This window comes from Delftia acidovorans NBRC 14950 (genome assembly GCF_001598795.1).
Classification (GTDB): Bacteria; Pseudomonadota; Gammaproteobacteria; order Burkholderiales; family Burkholderiaceae_C; genus Comamonas; species Comamonas acidovorans.
Window position 1 is genome coordinate 61,812 of sequence record NZ_BCZP01000004.1, and the last position, 18,601, is coordinate 80,412.

Annotated in this window: 17 protein-coding genes; 11 read left to right on the plus strand and 6 right to left on the minus strand. The window is 68.8% G+C overall.

From position 1 onward, the window contains the following. The first annotated feature begins 51 nt into the window (after window positions 1-51). The 6 genes from DA1_RS06415 to DA1_RS06440 all read left to right on the plus strand — a co-directional run bounded on the left by DA1_RS06415 (window position 52) and on the right by DA1_RS06440 (window position 6,785). Window positions 52-1,032: a LysR family transcriptional regulator gene (locus DA1_RS06415; RefSeq protein ID WP_080736983.1), complete on the plus strand. Its 981-nt coding sequence runs from the start codon at window positions 52-54 to the stop codon at window positions 1,030-1,032. Window positions 1,033-1,187: 155 nt separating this feature from the next. After that, a complete protein-coding gene (locus tag DA1_RS06420) occupies window positions 1,188-2,195 on the plus strand; it encodes a Bug family tripartite tricarboxylate transporter substrate binding protein (RefSeq protein ID WP_034399051.1) in 1,008 nt (335 codons plus the stop codon). 139 nt (window positions 2,196-2,334) lie between these two features. Further along, window positions 2,335-3,846, plus strand: a complete 1,512-nt coding sequence (locus DA1_RS06425) for a class I adenylate-forming enzyme family protein (protein WP_034399048.1) — start codon at window positions 2,335-2,337, stop codon at window positions 3,844-3,846. 354 nt (window positions 3,847-4,200) lie between these two features. Further along, window positions 4,201-5,172, plus strand: a complete 972-nt coding sequence (locus DA1_RS06430) for a tripartite tricarboxylate transporter substrate binding protein (RefSeq protein WP_034397670.1) — start codon at window positions 4,201-4,203, stop codon at window positions 5,170-5,172. Further along, window positions 5,150-5,410 (plus strand): hypothetical protein, encoded by a 261-nt coding sequence (locus tag DA1_RS06435; protein WP_013800077.1) that lies wholly within the window; start codon window positions 5,150-5,152, stop codon window positions 5,408-5,410. The genes DA1_RS06430 and DA1_RS06435 overlap by 23 nt, the downstream gene beginning before the upstream one ends. Then, entirely contained in the window at window positions 5,394-6,785 is a 1,392-nt protein-coding gene (locus tag DA1_RS06440) for an amidase (protein ID WP_034397664.1), read from the plus strand. The genes DA1_RS06435 and DA1_RS06440 overlap by 17 nt, the downstream gene beginning before the upstream one ends. Before the next feature lie 62 nt (window positions 6,786-6,847). On the opposite strand, the gene DA1_RS06445 is transcribed toward DA1_RS06440, so the two are convergent. The 5 genes from DA1_RS06445 to fmdA all read right to left on the minus strand — a co-directional run bounded on the left by DA1_RS06445 (window position 6,848) and on the right by fmdA (window position 12,138). After that, window positions 6,848-7,978, minus strand: coding sequence for a zinc-dependent alcohol dehydrogenase family protein (locus DA1_RS06445; RefSeq protein ID WP_034397663.1), 1,131 nt, complete (start codon window positions 7,976-7,978; stop codon window positions 6,848-6,850). Beyond that, a complete protein-coding gene (locus DA1_RS06450) occupies window positions 7,975-9,216 on the minus strand; it encodes an ABC transporter substrate-binding protein (RefSeq protein WP_034397661.1) in 1,242 nt (413 codons plus the stop codon). The genes DA1_RS06445 and DA1_RS06450 overlap by 4 nt, the downstream gene beginning before the upstream one ends. A gap of 146 nt (window positions 9,217-9,362) precedes the next feature. Further along, complete coding sequence (locus DA1_RS06455; protein ID WP_034397659.1) at window positions 9,363-10,388, minus strand: tripartite tricarboxylate transporter substrate binding protein; 1,026 nt, start codon at window positions 10,386-10,388, stop codon at window positions 9,363-9,365. Between the two features lie 146 nt (window positions 10,389-10,534). After that, window positions 10,535-10,888: a zinc ribbon domain-containing protein gene (locus DA1_RS06460; protein ID WP_034397657.1), complete on the minus strand. Its 354-nt coding sequence runs from the start codon at window positions 10,886-10,888 to the stop codon at window positions 10,535-10,537. Window positions 10,889-10,905: 17 nt separating this feature from the next. Beyond that, entirely contained in the window at window positions 10,906-12,138 is a 1,233-nt protein-coding gene (gene fmdA, locus DA1_RS06465; RefSeq protein WP_034397656.1) for a formamidase, read from the minus strand. A 365-nt stretch (window positions 12,139-12,503) separates the two neighbouring features. Here fmdA and DA1_RS06470 point away from each other — a divergent pair, with 365 nt between their 5' ends. From DA1_RS06470 to DA1_RS06485, 4 genes are read left to right on the plus strand one after another with little or no spacing between them, the layout of a single operon-like run. Next, window positions 12,504-12,908: a Zn-ribbon domain-containing OB-fold protein gene (locus tag DA1_RS06470; RefSeq protein ID WP_034397655.1), complete on the plus strand. Its 405-nt coding sequence runs from the start codon at window positions 12,504-12,506 to the stop codon at window positions 12,906-12,908. Beyond that, window positions 12,905-14,116 carry a thiolase family protein gene (locus tag DA1_RS06475; RefSeq protein ID WP_016452203.1) on the plus strand — a complete coding sequence of 404 codons (1,212 nt, stop codon included), beginning with the start codon at window positions 12,905-12,907 and terminating at the stop codon, window positions 14,114-14,116. Before DA1_RS06470 ends, DA1_RS06475 begins: the two co-directional genes overlap by 4 nt. A 28-nt stretch (window positions 14,117-14,144) precedes the next feature. Continuing rightward, window positions 14,145-15,302, plus strand: coding sequence for an acyl-CoA dehydrogenase family protein (locus tag DA1_RS06480; RefSeq protein ID WP_013800068.1), 1,158 nt, complete (start codon window positions 14,145-14,147; stop codon window positions 15,300-15,302). 5 nt (window positions 15,303-15,307) lie between these two features. Then, the gene (locus DA1_RS06485; RefSeq protein WP_034397653.1) at window positions 15,308-15,709 is read left to right on the plus strand and encodes a PaaI family thioesterase; all 402 of its coding nucleotides are present in this window, start codon (window positions 15,308-15,310) and stop codon (window positions 15,707-15,709) included. A 152-nt stretch (window positions 15,710-15,861) separates the two neighbouring features. Here the strand turns inward: DA1_RS06485 and DA1_RS06490 are convergent, their stop codons facing one another. Continuing rightward, complete coding sequence (locus DA1_RS06490) at window positions 15,862-16,776, minus strand: LysR family transcriptional regulator (protein WP_012202113.1); 915 nt, start codon at window positions 16,774-16,776, stop codon at window positions 15,862-15,864. A 162-nt stretch (window positions 16,777-16,938) separates the two neighbouring features. On the opposite strand from DA1_RS06490, the gene DA1_RS06495 reads away from it, so the two are divergent. Continuing rightward, window positions 16,939-18,240, plus strand: coding sequence for a CaiB/BaiF CoA transferase family protein (locus tag DA1_RS06495; RefSeq protein ID WP_034397652.1), 1,302 nt, complete (start codon window positions 16,939-16,941; stop codon window positions 18,238-18,240). Window positions 18,241-18,601 lie beyond the last annotated feature (361 nt).

Consider the following 18,601-nt stretch of genomic DNA (forward strand, 5'->3'; position numbering starts at 1 on the left):
AGGCGCCACAATCCTCGCCAGCAGGCCAGGCCTGGTGACTCCCGATCAACAATGGCCGGCCCCGGCCCTGCAAAGAATGCCGAGATGGACCTGAACCTGTGCCGCGTCTTCATCGACATCGCCGAGGCCAAGAGCCTCACGCGGGCGGCCGAGCGCGGCGGCATGACGCGCTCCAACGTCTCGCGCCGGCTGCGTGCGCTGGAGACCGAGATGGGCACGCAGCTGCTGCGCCGCACCACGCGCAATGTGGAGCTCACCCAGGCCGGCCAGCTGCTGTACCGGCGCTGCCTGGCCATGATGGAGGAGCTGCAGCGCGCCCGCGATGCCATCCACCAGCTGCGCTCCACCGTGAGCGGCGAGGTGGGCGTGCGCGTGCCCACCGGCTTCGGGCATTTCTATCTCAAGCCCCTGATCCTGGGCTTTTGCCGCGAGCATCCCGACATCCGCCTGCGCCTGCTGATCAACGACCAGATGGCCGACCTCGTGGCCTCCAAGGTCGATCTGGCGGTGCAGATCACCTCCGCGCCGCTGGACGATCTGGTGGCCACGCGGCTGTGCGATGTGCGCTGGAACTTCGTCGCCACACCCGCCTGCCTGCAGGCGCTGGAGCAGTCGCTGGGCCGGCCACTGCGCGCGCCTGCCGACCTGCTGCAGGCCCGCCTCATCCTGCCGCTGGCCATGGGCGGCAGGCTGGCCTGGCTGACCGGCAGCGGCGACGATGGCGTCGCCGCTGCCCTCGATGTGCTGCCCTCGCTGCAATCGGGCGACTACCGCCTTCTGTACGACGCCGTGCTGGACGGCCTGGGCCTGGCCCTGCTGCCCGACTACGTGACCTCGGCCGCGCTGGCCGGCGGCACCCTGGTGGCCGTGCTGGACCAGGTGGTGTTCTCCGGCCTGGGCAATGCCATGTACCTGGTGCGCATGCCCGACCGCCAGCCCACCATGGCGGCCCGCGCCTTCCAGCAGTTCCTGCGCGAGGCCATCGTCACCGCCGCACCCAGCTGGCAGGCGGGCGCGGACCTGTCTTCCTAGGACGTCCTAACAGCCGGCAAACCCCGGCTTAGGCAAAAGCAGATTCCCAAGAAGCGCCGGCGTGCGCACCATTGCCTGCATGTCCGGCGCAGACCGGGCGCGCCGCCGTGCAGGCCACGGCAGCGCTTCATTCATTTTTTGCAGGAGACATGCACATGCCCGCCCAACACCGCCGCAAGGCCCTGGCCACCCTGGCCTATGCCCCGCTTCTGGCGTCCCTGGTGACCGCCCTGGCCACCCTGAGCGCCCTCCCCGCCGCCGCGCAGGACGCGCAGCCCGTGCGCCTCATCGTGGGCTACTCGGCCGGTGGCCCCGTGGACCAGGGCGCCCGCCTGCTCAGCGTGGCGCTGACCAAGGAGCTGGGCGCCTCGGTGGTGGTGGAGAACAAGCCCGGCGCCAACGCCACCATGGCCGGCAGCGAGGTCGTGCGCGCCAAGCCCGATGGCCTCACGCTGTGGTTCGCGGCCAGCCCCACCATCACCATCAGCCCCAACGTGATGAGCAAGATGTCCTTCGACCCGGCCCGTGACCTCACGCCCGTGGCGCCCGTGCTCAGCTACTACAACGTGCTGGTGGTCAACAACAACGAGCCCTACAAGACCACGGCCGAACTCGTGGCCTATGCCAAGGCCCATCCGCAAAAGCTCAACTACGGCTCGGCCGGCGTGGGCGGCTCCAACCACCTGGGCGCGCTGCTGTTCGCGCGGCGCAGCGGCATCGAGATGAACCACATCCCCTACAAGGGCAACGCACCGGCCATGACCGACGTGATCGGCGGCCAGCTGAGCATGATGCTGGACATCATCAGCACCGCCAGCACCTACATCCAGAGCGGCAAGGTGCGCGCCGTGGCCGTGACCTCGCCGCAGCGCAATGCCTCGCTGCCCGATGTGCCCACCTTTGCCGAGTCCGGCATCGAAGGCCTCAAGGGCTTCGACGTGGGCGGCTGGTATGGCGTCTACGGCCCCAAGGGCATGTCGCCTGAACTCGTGGCCCGCCTGAACAAGTCCATCAACGCCGCCCTGGCCCAGCCGGAGCTGCGCAAGCGCCTCAAGGAACTGGGCTACGAAGAGTGGACCGGCGCCCCCCAGAAACTGGCCGAGCGCGGTGCCAAGGAGCGCGCGATGTGGGCCACCGTCACGCAAGGAATCGTGGTGGACTGACACCCCCTGAGTCGCTTCGCGCCTTCCCCCTGAAAGGGGGACGACACCCTCGGTGCGGGGCGGCGCGGCCGGCGTAGGCCCTTCCTCGGTGTCTCTGAGTGGGGCCGCACCATTTTGCAAAGGCCATGCCATGGCATCCATGAATCAACGAATACACCATCTGCTGGACCGCTGGCTGGCCGAAGCGCCGCAGCGTCCCTTCATCCACCTGCCCGACGGCAGCAGCCTGAGCTTTGCCGATCTGGGCGCGCTGGCGGACACGGCCGAGGCCGAGCTGCGCGCGCTGCAGGTGCGGCCCGGCGACCGCGTGCTGGTCGTGGCCGAGAACTGCCCCGAGCATGCGGCGCTGATCCTGGCCTGCAGCCGCGTGGGCGCCTGGTCCTGCGGCGTGAACGCGCGCATGGCGCCCGGCGAGATCGATGCCTTTGCGGCCAAGGCCGATGCGCGCGTGGTGTATTTCACCTCGGCCGCATCGGACAGCGCCAGCGGCCACGCGCGGCGCTTTGGCGCAGGCGACTCGGCCCTGGCCGGCATGCAGCACAGCCCGGTGCGCGCGCAGGCGGTGGCCGAATCCGGTGCGCTGCAGGACGAGGTGGCGGCGCTGATCTTCACCTCGGGCACCACGGGCACGCCCAAGGGCGTGATGGTGGGGCATGACGCGCTGACGCTGTTCGCTCGCGTCTCGGCCGCATCGCGCGGCCTGGGTCCGCAGGACCGCAGCTATGCCTTCGTGCCCATGACCCACATCTTCGGTCTGGGCACGGTGCTGCTGGCCTCGCTGTATGCGGGCGCGCAGATGGTGATGCGCCCGCAGTTCGACCCCGCCGATCTTCTGGATGCGCTGGCCCGCCACGGCATCTCCCAGTTGCAGGGGCCGCCTGCGCTGTACGCGCGCCTGCTGGCCTATCTGCAGGAGCAAGGCATTGCCCACCCGCAGGCGCCTGCGCTGCGCTATGTCTATACCGGCGCAGGCCCGCTGGACCTGACGCTGAAAAAGCGCGTGGAGGCCGCCTTCGGCCAGGCGCTGCACCATGGCTACGGCCTGTCGGAATACGCAGGGTCGGTCCACCTCACGCGCCAGGGCGAGCAGCGGCCCGACACCAGCGCGGGCTACGTGGTGGAAGGCGCGGAAGTGCGCGCCGTGGACCCGGCCACGGGCCGCAGCCTGCCGGTGGGCGAGCGCGGCGAGCTGTGGATACGCGGGCGCGGCCTGATGCACGGCTACTTCCGCGATGACCAGGCCACGGCCAGCGTGATGCGCGAGGGCGGCTGGTACGCCAGCGGCGACCTGGGCGAGCTGCATGCCGACGGCGCACTCTTCGTGGTGGGGCGGCTCAAGGAAATGATCATCCGCTCGGGCTTCAACGTCTATCCGGCCGAGGTGGAACTGGCGCTCAACGAGCTGCCCGGCGTGCAGCGCAGCGCCGTGGTCGGGCGGCCCGAGAGCGATGGCAACGAAGAGGTCATCGCCTTTGTCGAGCTGCAGCCCGGCGCCACGCTGGACAGCGCCGCAGCGCGCTCCCACCTGCGCGAACGGCTGGCGCCCTACAAGCTGCCCGCCCGCATCGTGCCCCTGGCCGAGCTGCCCACCAGCCCCAACGGCAAGGTGCTCAAGCGCCTGCTGCAGGAACAGGCGCTGCGCGTTTCCTGAGCCCGGGCCGCCCAGCAGTTGCGCCGGCACCGCTGCCGGTGCAACCTTTGTCTTGCCTGCCCCTTCCCTGCCCCATGTCCGGATGTGCGCACGCGCCACTGCCTTCCGGAACCGGCCTCTGCAGCATGGACGCAACACCCCTACATTGCGCATCCGCAGGCCTTGCACCCCATCCTTCATGATGTAAAACTATGGCACTCAATGTTTCAATAGTTTTAACAAATTCATTATTTTTTTGCCTGCCTTGGCCTTGGCTGCAGTTACCGGATCCATCGTGAGATGCATCCCGGCGTGTCGGCCCGGATCTGCACAGGGCATGCATCCTCACCCCCCGCAACCACATGAATCAAGCCCATGAAAAGAATCCTCAGCCTGTTTCTCGGAGGTATTTTCCTGGTCGCTGCCAGCCTGGTTCATGCGGCCTGGCCAGACCGGCAGATCACGCTGGTTGTACCTTTCCCGGCAGGCGGTGGCACTGATGTCGTGGGGCGCATCATCGCCAAGGAGCTTGCACAACGCCTGCGCGTCAACGTGGTGGTGGAAAACCGCCCTGGCGCCTCGGGCAACATCGGCGCGCGCCAGGTCTCCAAGGCCAGTCCCGATGGATATACGCTGCTGATCTGCACCACGGCCCAGACCATCTCGGGCGCGCTGTACACGCAGGCCGGGTATGACGTGGCCAACGACCTGGAAGCCATCTCCACCATCAACGACAGTCCCCTGGTGCTCATCACACGCCCGGGCCTGCAGCTGTCGTCGGTGCAGGACCTGATCGAGCTGGCGCGGCGCAGCCCCGGCAAGCTGACCTATGCAACGCCGGGCTATGGCAGCGCGGGCCACATGGCGGCCGAGGCCCTGAGTCTGGCCGCCGACATGCGCATGCTGCACATCCCCTACCAGGGCGCCGCGCCCATGATGGCCGACCTGGTCAGCGGCCAGGTCGATATCGCCTTCGACCTGCTGATCACGGCCAAGCAGTATGTGAACCAGGGCAAGGTCAATCGCGTGGGCGTGGCCACGCGCGAGCGCTCGCCCCTCATGCCCGACTGGCAGACGCTCAGCGAGCAAAGCCCGGCCCGGCTCGGCAATTTCAACGAGACCTCATGGAATGTGCTCATGGCACCCAAGGGCACGCCGGCCGCGATAGTGAACGCCATCAATGCACAGATGAAAAATATCCTGGCCGATGAAAAGGTGCAGCGCAAATTCATGGAGCTTGGCAGCATTCCCCTTTGGAAATCCGTGGACAGCACCAAGGCATTCGTATCCGACGACGCCAGAAAATGGAGAAAGGTGGTCAGTGATGCCGGCATCGCGAAAATCTGAAATACCCCCTTCGCCGCAGAAACTGGCAGGGCCCGATGTCAATGCGCTGCACGAATTGCTCAATGCGCTGAAAAAGCACGGCATCGACATCCCCTTCGAGCGGCTGGGACCCATCCTGGCGGAGCACCAGTTGCTGATGGAGCACCGCGGCCTCGTCAACGAACTGGCGCATGAGGCGGGTCCCTCGCACATCCACACCACCATTTCCCGTCAGAGCAACCATGCGCGGCAGTCCTGAACTTTCCATACGGCAGATGGCCAGCGCGCTGCGCGCCGGCAAGACCACCTCTGAGATGCTGGCCCGGGCGGCGCTGGGACGCATCCGCGCCATGGACATCGACATCCATGCCTTCACCAATCTCGATGCCAGCGGTGCCATGGAGGCTGCGCGCAGCGCAGACATGGCACGCGCCGAAAGCGCCGACCTGCCGCTGCTCCATGGCATTCCCGTGGCCATCAAGGACGTCTACGACGTGGCCGGCCTGCCGACCACCTGCCAGTCCTGGCTGAGCCTGGACTATGTGCCCGAGGAGGATTCCACGCCGGTGCGGCGCCTGCGCGATGCCGGCGCCATCATCCTGGGCAAGCTGGCCACGCACGAGTTCGCCATCGGCGCGCCCAGCCCCGACCTGCCGTTTCCCGCGGCCCGCAACCCCTGGGACCTGGCCCATATCCCGGGCGGATCGTCGTCGGGCTCGGGCGCCGCCATTGCGGCGGGCTTCACACGGCTGGCCCTGGGCACCTGCACGGGCGGCTCCATCCTCATACCGGCCGCCTGGTGCGGCGCCGTGGGGCTGAAACCCACCTACGGCCGCGTCTCCAAGCACGGCGTGTTTCCGCTGGCCTGGACGCTGGACCACTGCGGCCCGCTGTCGCGCAGCGTGGAGGATGCGGCCATCGCGCTGCAGGTGCTGGCCGGGCACGACCCGCTGGACCCGGCCAGCTCCACCGAACCCGTGGACGACTACTGCACGGGGCTTGAGCAGGGCGTGAAGGGCCTGACCATCGGCGTGCCGCAGGACCACTTCCAGTCGTCGCCCCAGGCATCGCCCACGTTCCTTTCGGCCTTCGATCGCACGGCCGCCCTGCTGGCCGAGGCCGGCGCCCGTCCCATCCACGTGAGCCTGCCCCACAGCCAGCAGTTCCTGGCGGCCGGCCGCGTCATCCTCAGTGCCGAGATGTTCACCATCCATGCGCAGGACCTGCGCTCGCGCCCGCTGGACTATGGCGAGCTCACGGCGGCGCGGCTGCTGCTGGGCGCCACCGTGTCCTCGGAGGACTACCTGAACGCCCTGCGCGTGCGCCGCATGCTGGCGGCCCGCGTGGACGCGGCCCTGGACCGCTGCGACGTGCTGCTGACCGCCATCACCCTGGATACGGCGCCGCGCTTCGACCCCATGCCGCATTTCCGCCACTGGCCGGTGCAGACCCATGCCTTCAACGTGACCGGGCACCCGGCCATCAGCGTGCCGGTGGGCCTGTCACCGCAAGGCCTGCCGCTGGCCGTGCAGGTGGTGGGACGCTACTTCGACGAGGCCCGCCTCCTGCAGGTGGCCCGGGCCATCGAGCGGCTGACCGGCTGGGAAAACCAGCTGCTGCCCGACGGCACCTGACCGCCGTGCTTGGCTTGGACACAGCCGCAGCAGCAGCCCCGGTCCTCGCTATCAGCCTGACCTCAGGCCTCCATGCGGATGATCTGGCGTATGGCCTCGCCACGCGCCAGGCGGTCGAAGCCCTCGTTGATCTGGTCCAGCGTCAGGTGGCCGGTGACCAGGCGGTCCACCGGCAGCCTGCCGGCCGCATGCAGGGCCAGGTAGCGGTCGATGTCGCGGCGCGGCACGCAGCTGCCCATGTAGCAGCCCTTGAGCGTGCGCTCCTCGGCCACCAGGTGCCAGACCGGCAGGCTGATGGCCTGGGCGCTGGAGGGCAGGCCCGCCGTCACGGTCTGGCCCCCGCGCCGCGTGATGCGGTAGGCCATCTCCAGTGCCTTGGCCGATCCCACCATCTCGAAGGCATGGTCCACGCCGCCGCCCGTCAGCGCCCGCACCTGCTTGACGGCATCCTCGTCGCCGGCATTGACGGTATCGGTGGCGCCGAATTCGCGCGCCATGGCCAGCTTGTCGGCATTGAGGTCCACGGCCACCACGCGGGCCGCGCCCGCCGCCGCCGCGCCCATCACCGAGGACAGGCCCACGCCGCCCAGCCCCACCACGGCCACGCTCTGGCCGGGGCTCACTCTGGCGGTATTGGCCACCGCGCCCACGCCGGTCATCACGGCGCAGCCGAACAGCGCGGCCAGCTCCAGCGGCACCGACTTGTCGATGCGGTGCACGCCGCGGCGCGAGAGCACGGCATGCTCGGCAAAGGCCGAGACGCCGACGAAGTGCGAGATGGGCTGGCCATTGCGCGACAGCCGCCTGGCGCCCGACAGCAGGGTGCCCGCCACGCCGGCCTGGCTTGCGGGCTCGCAGAGCACCGGCCGGCCCTCGGCGCAGGGCTGGCAGTTGCCGCAGCCGGGCACGAAGAGCATGACCACGTGGTCGCCCACCCCCAGGTCGGTCACGCCCTCGCCCAGCGCCTGGATCACGCCTGCGGCCTCATGGCCGAGCACGATGGGCGTGTCGCGCGGACGGTCGCCGTTGATGATGGACAGGTCGGAGTGGCACACGCCTGCTGCGGCCACCTTGACCAGCACCTCGCCGGGGCCGGGCGGCGCCAGGTCCACCTCCCAGATCTCCAGCGGGCGGCTGTCGGCATAGGGCGCGGCTGCGCCCGTTCTCGTGAGTACGGCGGCGCGTGTCTTCATGATGTCTTCACCAGCTTGCAGCTGCTCTTGGACAGCGGGCGGAAGGCCTCGTCACCGGGAATGGTGGAAAGCACCTTGTAGTAGTCCCAGGGGTATCTGGATTCCTCGGGCTTCTTGATCTGCACCAGGTACATGTCGTGCACCATGCGGCCGTCCTCGCGCACCTTGCCGTTCTGGGCGAAGAAGTCCTCGATGGGCATCTGCTTGAGCTGGCGCGCCACCGCGTTGCCGTCGTCTCCCCTGGTGGCCTGCACGGCCTTGAGGTAGTTGGTGACGGCCGAGTAGGCGCCCGCATGGATCATGGAGGGCATCTTCTTCATCTTCTCGAAGAAGCGCCGCGACCAGGCGCGCGTGGCCTCGGTGCGGTCCCAGTAAAAGCCCGTGGTCAGCACCATGCCCTGGCCGTAGCGCAGGCCCAGCGCATGCACGTCGTTGATGAACAGCAGGCTGGGCACCAGGGTCTGCCTGGGCGCGATGCCGAACTCGTGCGCAGCCTTGATGGCGTTGACCGTGTCGCTGGTGGCATTGGCCAGGTTGATCACCGAGGCCTTGGACGCCTGGGCCTGCAGCAGGAAGGACGAGAAATCACTGGCGTTGAGCGGATGGAAGGTGGTGCCCACCAGCTTGCCGCCGCCGTCTTTCAGGAAGTCGGTCACATTGGCCGTCATGGCCTTGCCGAAGGCATAGTCCACGCCCAGGATGAACCAGTCCTTCTTGCCCTGGGCCAGGATGCCGCGCACCGCGCCATTGGCCAGCGCATAGCTGTCGTAGGTGTAGTGGATGGCCGTGGGCGCGCAGTGCTCGTTGGTGAGGATGTCCGAGGCGCCGCCGGTGTTGATCACCATCTTGCCGCGCTCGCGCGCCAGGTTGTTGACGGCGATGGCGACGGCCGTGTTGTTGATGTCCACGATCAGGTCCACGCCGTCGCGGTCGAACCAGGTGCGCGCATGGGTGGCGCCCACGTCGGCCTTGTTCTGGTGGTCGGCCCAGACCACCTCGATCTTCCTGCCCAGCACCTGGCCGCCGAAGTCGGCCACGGCCATCTTCGCGGCCTCGACGGAGCCGCGCCCCGCCGTGTCCGCATACAGGCCCGACATGTCGCTGAGCACGCCGATGCGCACCACATCGTCCGATATCTGCTGCGCCTGCGCCGCCGCCGTCCACAGCAGGCCAGCGCCCAGCGCGCAGCCGGCAGCGCGCGCCTTGGTCAAGCCGCCTCGCATCAAGCCTTTCCGCATATCCGTCTCCTTGTCTCGGGGTTGTTTTTCTGGATACCGAAGGCAAGCCTAAGCAGGCCATAGCGGCCCGCCTATGCGCGATTGCGAAAGGCGGGGTTGCAGCGCTGCGAAGCCGGGTTTGCCCCGACTCCGGCCCGCCGCCGCGCTCAGTCCGCCTGGATGCCGGCCACCTTGACCACCTGGGCCCATTTGCGCAGCTCGCTGCTCAGGCGCTCGCGCATCTGCTGCTGGGTGCCGGGGTCGGCCTCGGCGCCCGCCGTCAGCAGGCGCTGGCGCACGGCGGCATCGCGCAGCGCGGTGTTGAAGTCGGCGTTGATGCGCGCCAGCACGGCGGGCGGCGTGCGGGCCGGCGCAAACAGCGCGGCCCAGGAATAGGCCTCGTACTCGGGCAGGCCCGACTCGGCAATGGTGGGCACCTCGGGCAGCATGGCCGAGCGCTGGCGGCTGGCCACGCCCAGCACCTTGATGCGGCCGGACTTGATGTGCTGCAGCGCGCTGGGCGCATCGGCAAACATCAGCTGCACCTGGCCGCCCAGCAGGTCGTTCATGGCCGGCGCGCTGCCCTTGTAGGGAATGTGCTGCAGCTTGATGCCTGCATGCATGTTGAACAGCTCGCCGGCCAGGTGCGTGCCGCCGCCATTGCCCGAGGAGCCGAAGCTCAGGCCATTGCCGGACTTGGCCAGCGCGATCAGCTCGCGCACATTGCTGGCGGGCACCGAGGGATGGGCCACCAGGAAGACCGGGAACATGGCGGCAAAGCTCACGGGCGCGAAGTCGCGCTCTATGTCGTAGGTCATCTTCGGCTGCAGCGCCGGGTTCACCGCATGGTGGATGGAGCCCACGAACAGCGTGTAGCCGTCGGCAGGCTCCTTGGCCGCAAGGGCCGCGCCCACCATGCCGCCGGCGCCCGCGCGGTTGTCCACCAGGTTGGGCTGCTGCCAGATCTCGCCCAGCTTCTGGGTGAAGGCGCGCGCCGTGGTGTCCACGGGACCGCCGGGCGGAAAGGGCACGATGAAGCGCACGGGCCGCGTGGGCCAGGCATCGGCCGCATGGGCCACCCGGGCTGCGGGAAACAGGCTGCTGGCAGCCAGCGCGCCGCCGGCGGACAGCAGGCGGCGGCGCTGCGACGAAAAGGAAGACGGGCAAGAGGATGGGAGGGAAGACGGGGGCATGGCGAAACTCCGGGCAACGGGCGGCGGCTTGCCGCGCGGCCCATTCTGGGCAAGCCGGCCTGCGCCGTGTTTCGCGAATGTGGAAGGCGCGCTTCCAGGGCTCCCAAGCGGTGGAAACCCTGGGAAGCGGTCCACTCCGATGCAGCCTAGTGGCTGATCATCCAGGGCCGCCGCGAGGGCGCGGACTTTGCGCCGTTGGGCGCCGTCACCGTGGCGCTGCGCCGCCCCGATCCGCAGCAGCCGCAGCCTGCCGGGTGCTTGAAGCGCGCATAGCCATGGTCATAGTCACGCGAGCTGGCGGGCTCGTGGCGCGCGCGCTCGTTGGTATCCATGGCGCGGCGCGTGCCGTCGGCCATCAGCGCCAGCCGGGGCGCGGCGGCCAGCACGCGCGCAGCAGCCGTGCCGCAGCCGGGGCAGGCCGCGGGCTCGTCGCGCAGGCGCAGCGGCCGCAGGGCCTCGAAGCCGCCGCATTGCGCGCAGTCGTAGTCGTAGGTGGGCATGGGCGGGCTCCTTGGCGTCAGCGCAGGTCGGGGGACAGGGGCATGTCCACGCTGCCGTCGAACTGGACGACCGGCCCTGCGGCGTTGGGGTTGATGTCGAAGTCGAAGATGCCCGTGGGCAGCCACAGCGTGGCGCAGGAGTTGGGCACGTCCACCACGCCGCTGATATGGCCCTGCACGGGCGCCGTGCCCAGGATGGAATACGCCTGGGCGCCGCTGTAGCCGAACTTCTTCAGGTATTCGATGGCGTTCAGGCAGGCCTGGCGGTAGGCCACGTTGACATCCAGGTAGTGCTGCCTGCCGCTCTCGTCCACCGAGATGCCCTCGAAGATCAGGTAGTCGTCATAGCGCGGCGTGATGGGGCTGGGCTTGAAGATGGGGTTCTTGATGCCGTACTTGGCCATGCCGCCTTTGATGAGGCTGACCTTCATGTGCACCCAGCCGGCCATCTCGATGGCGCCGCAGAAGGTGATCTCGCCATCGCCCTGGCTGAAGTGAAGGTCGCCCACGCTCAGGCCGGCGCCGTCCACATAGACGGGGAAGAACACCTTGGCGCCGCGCGACAGATCCTTGATGTCGCAGTTGCCGCCATGCTCGCGCGGCGGCACGGTGCGCGCGCCTTCGGCGGCGGCCTTGTCGCGCGCCTCGCTGCGCATCTGACCCATGTGGGCCGTGCCGGCCGACGGCGGGTTGGCCAGGCCGGGCACGCGTTCGGGGTCGGTGGCGATCAGGGCGCGCTCGCGCTCGTTCCACATCTCCAGCATGGGCCGGTCAGGCAGGCAGCCGATGAGGCCGGGATGGATGAGGCCGGGGAAGTTCACGCCCGGGATATGGCGCGAGCTGGTGAACATGCCCTTGAAGTCCCAGATCGATTTCTGGGCCGAGGGGAAATGGTCGGTCAGAAAGCCGCCGCCATTGTTTTTGGAGAAAAAGCCGTTGAAGCCCCAGAGGCTGTCGGGCTTGGCGCCGATGTCCAGCAGGTCCACCACCAGCAGGTCGCCGGGCTGGGCGCCCTTCACGCCCACGGGTCCGGACAGGTAGTGCACCGTGGTCAGGTCGATGTCGCGCACATCGTCGGCGCTGTCGTTGTTCTTGATGAAGCCGCCGGTCCAGTCGTAGGTCTCCAGGATGAAGTCGTCGCCGGGCTGGACCCAGCAGGCCATGGGAATGTCCGGGTGCCAGCGGTTGTGGACTCTTTCGTTGTCGGTGGGCGGGCGGTTCAGGTCAACCTTGATCAGCGTATCCGTCATGTGCAAAAACCTCCTGGGTGGGTGGGGATCGACAGCGGAGAACGGGCCGGGGGTGCGGCGCGCCATTGCCGGCCTTCCTGTGGCGCCACGCTGTGCCAAAGCGGCGGCGCGCCCTCGGTGCGCTGGCAGGCGGCGCAGGGCGGGTATGAAGAAAAGGCCGGGAATGCATAAACACCATAGCAGCCGTGCCCGCCGGCCCGCCTAGGCAGCAACCCTGGGTTGACAGCCGGGCGCCGGCACTGGTGAAGCCACCCTTCCAGATTGGCGAATTGAAGCGGCCCCGCGATGCGGGCATGCTGGCGGACAGCCGCTGCGCCCGCGTGCCGGGTGCAGCGCCAAGAACACCGAGAACGGAAATACCGCCCATGCACCTGAGCGCACAGACCCACTACCAGGCCGAACTCGATGCCGGCCGCTTCTGCATACAGCAGTGCCCGCAATGCACGCGCCATGTCTTCACCCCGCGCGAGCTGTGCCCGCACTGCGGCGCCAGCCCGCTGCGCTGGGTGCGCGCCAGCGGCCAGGGCACGGTCTACTCCACCAGCACCGTCGCACGCAAGAGCGATGCCGGTGGCGACTGCAACGTGGCCCTGATCGACCTGGACGAAGGCGTGCGCATGATGGGCCGCGTCGAAGGCATTTCGCCGGCCGACGTGCGCATAGGCCAGCGCGTGAGCGCCCATGTGGCGAGCAAGGACGGACGCGGCCTGGTGCTGTTCCAGCCCGCGCTCGGACAGGTGGCACAGGGATCGCAGGGAGGTGCAGCATGAGCGCCCGTATCCCCCAATCCACCCTGGACGCCGCCGCCGTGAACCGCCCGCTGCGCGGGCGCGTGGCCATTGCCGGCGCCGCCACCTATGGCTGCGGCGAGGCCCCCGGCATGGACGACATGACCCTGCTGGTGCGCGCCGCCCATGCGGCCGTGGCCGATGCGGGCCTGACCATGCAGGACATCGACGGCCTGGCCACCTGCAGCGTCAACGCCAGCATGTGGACCATGCCCGTGATCGAGCACCTGGGCATCAACCCCACCTATGTGGACGGCACGATGATCGGCGGAAGCAGCTTCATCGCCCACCTGCTGCCCGCCATCCGCGCGCTGGAGGCCGGCCAGTGCAAGGCCGTGCTGGTGTGCTACGGCAGCGCCCAGCGCTCGGCCACCTTCGGCCGCAAGGAAGGCCAGGCGGCGCGGCGATTCCTGGACCCGCAGCCCTATGAGTTCCCCTACGAGCCCGTGCTGCCCGTGACCGCCTATGCGCTGGCGGCCGCGCGCCACATGCACGAGTTCGGCACCACGCGCGAGCAACTGGCCGAGGTGGCCGTGGCCGCGCGTGCCTGGGCCCAGCTCAACCCCGAAGCCTTCATGCGCGACCCGCTGACCATCGAGGACGTGCTCTCGGCCCGCCCCATCGCCAGCCCCTTGAGCGTGCGCGACTGCTGCCTGGTGACGGACGGCGCGGGCGCCATCGTGCTGGTGCGCGGCGAGCGCGCCCGCGACCTGCCGCGCCCCCCCGTCTACGTGCTGGGCAATGCCACCGCCATCTGGAACCGCCAGATCTCCTGCATGCCCGACCTGACCACCACGGCCGCCGCGCAGTCCGGCGCCCAGGCCTTTGCCATGGCGGGGCTCACCGCTGCCGACATGGACATGGCCCAGGTCTACGACGCCTTCACCATCAACACCCTGCTGTTCCTGGAGGACCTGGGCTTTTGCGCCAAGGGCGAGGGCGGCGCCTTCGTGTCCAAGGGCGGTATCGCGCCCGGCGGGCGGCTGGCCGTCAACACCAACGGCGGCGGCCTGTCCTGCGTGCACCCGGGCATGTACGGCATCTTTGCGCTGATCGAGGCCGTGCGCCAGCTGCGCGGCGAGGCTGGCCAGCGCCAGCTGGGACGCCACCGCACGGCCGTGGTCCATGGCAATGGCGGCACGCTGTCCAGCCAATCCACGGCGGTGCTGGGTACGGCCGAAGCGCTTTGATTCCGTAGAGAGAAGAAAGAACACCGCAATGATCCGCGACCAAGAAACCCTCGAAGCCCTGCTGGACAGCGTGCGCCGCTTTGTGCGCGAGCGCCTGGTGCCCGCCGAGAACGAAGTGGCCGAGACCGACGAGATTCCCGAGTCCATCGTGCAGGAGATGCGCAATCTGGGCCTGTTCGGCATGACCATCCCCGAGCAGTTCGGCGGGCTGGAGCTGACCATGGAGGAAGAGGTGCGCGTGCTCTTCGAGCTGTGCCAGACCGCGCCGGCCTTCCGCTCGGTGATCGGCACGACCGTGGGCATAGGCTCGCAGGGCATCCTCATCGACGGCACGCCCGAGCAGCAGGCGGCCTGGCTGCCCAAGCTGGCCACGGGCGAGATCATGGCCTCGTTCGCGCTGACCGAGCCCGAGGCGGGATCGGACGCGGCCTCGCTGCGCACCACCGCCATCAGGGATGGGGACCACTACGTGGTCAACGGCAACAAGCGCTTCATCACCAATGCGCCGCATGCGGGCATGTTCACGCTGATGGCGCGCACCGACCCGGCCAACAAGGGCGCGGGCGGCGTCTCGGCCTTCATCGTCGATGCGAAGTCGCCGGGCATCAGCTTCGGCAAGAACGACGTGAAGATGGGCCAGAAGGGCGCGCACACCTGCGACGTGTTCTTCGACAACGTGCGCGTGCCGGCGGCCAACCTCATCGGCCTGAAGGAAGGCCAGGGCTTCAAGACCGCCATGAAGGTGCTGGACAAGGGCCGCATCCACATCGCGGCCGTGAGCGTGGGCGTGGCGCAGCGCATCCTGCGCGACGCGCTGAACTATGCGCTGGAGCGCAAGCAGTTCGGCCAGCCCATCTGCGAGTTCCAGCTGGTGCAGGCCATGCTGGCCGACAGCCAGGCCGAGCTGTATGCGGCCGAGTGCATGGTGATCGACGCCGCGCGCCGCCGCGACGAAGGCCGCAACGTCTCCACCGAGGCCTCGTGCTGCAAGATGTTCGCCACCGAGATGGTGGGCCGTGTGGCCGACCGCGCCGTGCAGATCCTGGGCGGCTCGGGCTACCTGGCCGAGTTCGGCATCGAGCGCTTCTACCGCGACGTGCGGCTGTTCCGCCTGTATGAAGGCACGACCCAGATCCAGCAGGTCATCATCGCGCGCAACATGGTGCGCGAGGCGCGCGCCGCATGAGCCGTATGAGTGCACCGCCCCCCGACCGCAATGCATTCATGCGGCTGATCGGCGCCTCGCAGGTGCCCGCGCCGCCCGGCAAGGTCCATGTGCGCCTGCCCCACATGCGCGAGGAACTGCTCAACCAGCTGCCCGCCGCGCACGGCGGCGTGCTCATGACGCTGCTGGACTCCGTGATGTCGCGCGCCGCGGGCGAGCTGCCCGGTGGGCCATCGCAGACCGCCGTGACGGTGGAGATGAGCAGCCGCTTCCACCGTCCGGGCAAGGGCGCGCTGCTGGCCGAAGGCTGGGTGGTGCACGCCAGCCGCAGCCTGTGCAGCTGCGCGGCGCAGTTGCTCGATGAAGACGGAAAGCTGGTGGCCACGGCCACCGGCACCTTCAAGTACTGGCTGGCACCGACGGTATGAACACCCCCTGAGCGGCTACGCCGCTTCCCCCTCTCTCGCTTCGCGGGAGGGGGACGACGCCCTCGCTGCGGGGCGGCCCTTGCTCGGCGTCTCGCGCTTGGAACACGCCAGTTGCGTAGGCCGTGCGCAAGCACTGAATAGTTGAGTCCAAGCTACTCCAGCGTGAGCCGGCCCTGTGCGTCGGCCACCAGCAGCTCCACCAGCTCCTGGGCGAAGGACGGCAGGGCCTCCAGGCTGCGCACGCAGATCTGCATCTCGCGCACCGACCAGGCATCGGACAGCGGCACGATGGCGATGTCCATGGAATGCGCATGGCGGCTGGCGGCCGACTCGGGCAGCACGCCCACGCCCACGCCGGACTCGATCATGCGGCAGGCTGTCTCGAAGTTGCCCACCTGGATGCGCTGCTTGATGGGCCGGTGCAGCTGGTCGCTGGCCTGGCGCAGGAAGGCGTGGATGGCACTGGATTCGTGCAGGCCCACATGGTCCAGGTCCAGCGTGTCGGCAAAGGCCATCTGCATCTCGCCATCGAGCGCATGGCCGCGCGGCACGACCAGCACCAGGCGGTCGCGGCGGTAGGGCAGGGTCTCCAGGTTCTCGGTGCGCACCAGGCCGGCGACGATGCCGATGTCGGTCTGCCCCTCGGTCACGGCACGCACGATGTCGTGCGACAGGCGCTCGCGCAGGTCGATGTTCACGTCGGGATTGCGGCGCAGGTAGTGGCGCAGCACGGGCGGCAGGAACTCGCCCAGAGAGGTGGTGTTGGCAAACACCCGCACATGGCCCTTGATGCCGCGCACGTACTCCTGCATGTCGCCGCGCAGATGCTCGATCTGGCCCAGCACCATGCGCGCATGGGTGACGAAGGCCTGGCCCGGCGGCGTCAGCGTCACGCCCTGGCTGGTGCGGTACAGCAGCTTGGTGCCGATGCTCTCTTCCAGGTTCTTGATGCGGGTGCTGGCCGCCGGCAGGGAGATGAAGGAAAGTTCCGCGCCACGCGTCATGCTGTTGGCGTCGGCGATGTGCACCATAAGGCGCAGATCCACAAGATCGAAATGCATGGCCATCCGGCATTGTAGAAAGCCGCAGGCTCCGGCACTGAGCCGCGCGCGTCAGTACAAACCGCAGTGCCGGCCCGTGCGCGAACGCGCGCTTTCACAAATGCGAAGCCGCAGCAGGCCCGCGCGCCGTAGCATGGGCCCATCTGCCCGGGATAGCCGCCTCAGCCCATGAACCACACAGAAACCCCCTCCCCCAGCCCCATCCACAACACGGCCACCCAGACCGCAGGAGCGCTGGGCCATCTGCGCGTGCTCGACCTCTCGCGCGTGCTGGCCGGCCCCTGGTGCACCCAGAACCTGGCCGACATGGGGGCCGACGTGATCAAGATCGAAAAGCCCGGCGAGGGCGACGACACGCGCCACTGGGGCCCGCCCTTCTTTCCCGATGCGCAAGGCAATCCCTCGGACAACGCCGTGTACTTCGCGGCCTGCAACCGCAACAAGCGATCGGTCACCGTGGACATGGCCACGGCCGAGGGCCAGCAGCTGATCCGCGAGCTGGCCATGCAAAGCGATGTGTTGGTGGAGAACTTCAAGACCGGAGGCCTCAAGCGCTACAGCCTGGACTACGCCTCGCTGAGCGCGCTGAACCCGCGCCTGATCTACTGCTCGGTCACGGGCTTCGGCCAGACCGGGCCCTATGCGCCGCGCGCCGGCTACGACCTGCTGGTGCAGGCCATGAGCGGCCTCATGAGCATCACGGGCCGCGCCGACAGCGAGCCCGGCGGCGGCCCGCTGCGCGTGGGCGTGGCCGTGATCGACCTGTTCACCGGCATGTATGCGACCACGGCCATCCTGGGCGCCGTGGAGGCGCGCCACCACACGGGCCGGGGCCAGCACATCGACATGGCCTTGCTGGACGTGGCCATGGCCGTGCTGGCCAACCAGGGCGCGGGCTTCCTGAACACCGGCCATGTGCCGGGCCGCCAGGGCAACACCCACCCCAGCGTCGTGCCCTACCAGGACTTCCCCACGGCCGACGGCCGCATGCTGCTGGCCATAGGCAACGACGGCCAGTTCGCGCGCTTTTGCGGGGCGGCCGGCGTGGACTGGGCGCGCGACGAGCGCTTTGCCACCAATGCCGGCCGCGTCATCCACCGCGACGCGCTGATCCCGCTGATGGCCGAACTCACGCGCGGCCGGCCCACGGCCGAGTGGATCGCGCTGCTGGAGGACAAGGCCGTGCCCTGCGGCCCCATCAACCACATCGGCCAGGCCTTCGACGATGCGCAGGTGCGCGCGCGCGGCCTGCGCGTGGAGCAGGAGCGCTATCCGGGCGCCACGCCGCCTGCGGGCGAGACCATCAACCGCGTGGTGACCACGGCCAGCCCGCTGCGCCTGTCGGACACGCCCACCACGCTGCGCTATGCGCCGCCCGCCCTGGGCCAGCACACGGACGAGGTGCTGCGCGAGCGCCTGGGCCTGGATGCGCAGCAGCTGCAGGCGCTGCGCGGCAAGGGCGTGGTCTGAGCGACTGGCGACAGACGCCGGTCGCCTTGATGCGCTGAAGTTTCCGATGCCTTGAAACCGGCCATCCGCAGACGTGGATGGCTTGGCTGCGGGCCTGCAAACGGCTTTTAGGACACGTCCTATCCAAAATCAGATGGTGGGCATCCTCATCCTCAGACGGTGCGGAAATAATCCCCACCACAGATGCAGATAGCCACTTTTTCCCTGTCCGAAGTCCCTAGGACAACTACCCGCAATGCCCGCCCCCAGCGCGCGGCAGCCGCCGCCGAACGCCTGGCTGCAGCGGGTATCCGCTTGCCAAACGGTGCAGGCGGATGGTTCGCAATCCTCTGCATCTTCCCTGCCGCTGCGGCATGCCCGG